At 26.7% G+C, this 2,086-nt stretch carries 3 protein-coding genes; 2 read left to right on the top strand and 1 reads right to left on the bottom strand.

What is annotated here, in order from left to right; genetic code table 11:
- A partial coding sequence (locus Q1J60_RS13000) for a class II fructose-bisphosphate aldolase (RefSeq protein WP_300376085.1) occupies positions 1–323 on the top strand: 323 nt, incomplete at its 5' end.
- Between the two features lie 42 nt (positions 324–365).
- On the opposite strand, the gene Q1J60_RS12995 is transcribed toward Q1J60_RS13000, so the two are convergent.
- Positions 366–1,409, bottom strand: a complete 1,044-nt coding sequence (locus tag Q1J60_RS12995) for a nucleoid-associated protein (RefSeq protein WP_300376082.1) — start codon at positions 1,407–1,409, stop codon at positions 366–368.
- Positions 1,410–1,548: 139 nt separating this feature from the next.
- Here Q1J60_RS12995 and Q1J60_RS12990 point away from each other — a divergent pair.
- Positions 1,549–2,086, top strand: a 538-nt coding sequence (locus Q1J60_RS12990) for a class IV adenylate cyclase (protein ID WP_300376079.1), incomplete at its 3' end; no start/stop codon positions are given.

Raw genomic sequence — 2,086 nt, 5'->3', positions numbered from 1 at the left:
CAAAAAATTGGGCAGGGTTAAACTTTGATGCTCTAGAAGCTATAAATAAAGCTACAGGTGATATGCCATTAGTTTTACATGGTGGAACTGGTATACCTGCTGAAATGATACAAAAAGCTATATCTTTAGGGGTATCTAAAATAAACGTTAATACTGAGTGTCAATTAGCTTTTGCTGCTGCTACTCGTAAATATATAGAAGATGGAAAAGACTTACAAGGTAAAGGTTTTGACCCTCGTAAAGTTTTAGCTCCAGGATTTGAAGCTATAAAAGCTACAGTTAAAGAAAAAATGGAATTATTCGGTTCAGTAAACAGAGCTTAATAATTTTAAATAAAAAAGAGATTAGAAAATCTAATCTCTTTTTTATTTTTCTATATAATTTTTAATATTTTTTATAACCATATTTATGCTTCCATCACCATTTCTAACAATTTCAAATTTAGAATGATCATGATAAGCTTCATCATCAATATATAAGTCTATTTCCTTATCTATTTTAAGTCTAGTTCTTTTCATCTTTTTTTCAATCCAAAGTTTATCAACTTCAACATCATTATCTAAGCCATGACCTCTTACAAAAGTTGTAAAATCATCCTTTAATATAGGCTCTTTTTCATTAAATAATTCACGTGATAATTCTTCTATATTTATAATTTCCTCTTCTTTAAGCTTATTCTTTATTTTGCTTCTTATACATTCAGCCTTTTCCGCATCTTCAATTATATTATTTCTAGTCCATACTTCTGTGGCCTTTACAAAAGTTTTTGTCATATCTCTTTCATTTTGAAAAACTGTACATCCTAAATAGTTATCTAAAAAGTAATTTGAATCATAATTATCCTCTTCTGAAGATTTCTTTTTCTTATCTATTACCATAAGATTAACTTTTTGATCTTCTCTTATAGGTTTTATAAATGCACATTTTTGAACTTTTTGTCCTGATGCTGGAAGTCCTGCTACCTGTTCTATTATTCCTATTCCTATTTTATCCTCAACAAAATCAACTTTATGAGTGAAGTTTTTTATGTAATCCATTTTTAAAACACCAAGCATAGGCCCTTGATCTGTAGATATTGATACTGTAAGCAAATCACAGCTTGGAATGTTGCTATTTGCCTTAATAATATAAAACATCTGCCTTGCTAGTTCTTGTGAAACTTCAACTATATCGCTATTAACTCCATTTAAAAAACCTTGAGAAACTTCCTTAACCACATGTCTTTCTGGATTAAAAATAGCATACTTTAAATCTTCACTTTTTAATCCCTTCTCTACATGCTTATATATAAACTTATAAATTTCATCTGTTAACTCTAATTTATACTCATTTAATATAGGTTCATCACTGTTACTATCTAATATATGTATAACAGCTTCTATTATATTTATATCATTTACGTATTCCATCTTTATCCTCCCACTCTTCTTAAATTTGACACATATTATATTTTATCAAAGTATAAAAGAAAAATCATCATACTATTCTTTTCTCTCTTTAACAATTTGTTTATAATAGTATTATAAAGAATTTGGAGGTAGTTTAATTATGAAAGAACTTGAAACACGTATTATAGATATAGATATTGAAGCACTAAGAGAAACTTTAATTAAGCTTGGAGCAAAAAATGTAAAGCGTGAAAATCAAATAAATGATATTTTTGATTTTCCAAATAGAAAATTATTAGATAAAAAAGGTTATGCAAGAATAAGAACTGTTGAAGATCTTATAAACAATAAAACAGTTTATTTTATGACTACAAAAAAGATGCTTAGCCAAGATAAGTTTAAAGTAATGGAAGAAAATGAAACAATAATAAAAGATGGAGCTATGGGCAAAAATATCTTTAAATCTTTAGGCTTAGAATTATTTGAAACTATAAAAAAGTATAGAGAAAGCTATAAATATAAAGATTCATTAATAGAAATAGATATTAATGATCCATCATTTTGTCCATTTCCATACATAGAAATAGAAACTTCATCTGAAGAAAAACTTAATGAAATTTTAATAGATCTAGGATATTCCATGGAAGATACAACTTCTAAAACAATTTATGAAATTTTAAAAGATAAAGGTATTTCTC

It is taken from the genome of Clostridium sp. (assembly GCF_029258205.1).
Taxonomy (GTDB): domain Bacteria; phylum Bacillota; class Clostridia; order Clostridiales; family Clostridiaceae; genus Sarcina.
The sequence above is the reverse complement of the archived record's forward strand: the minus strand, read 5'-3'. Positions and strand labels throughout refer to the sequence as shown.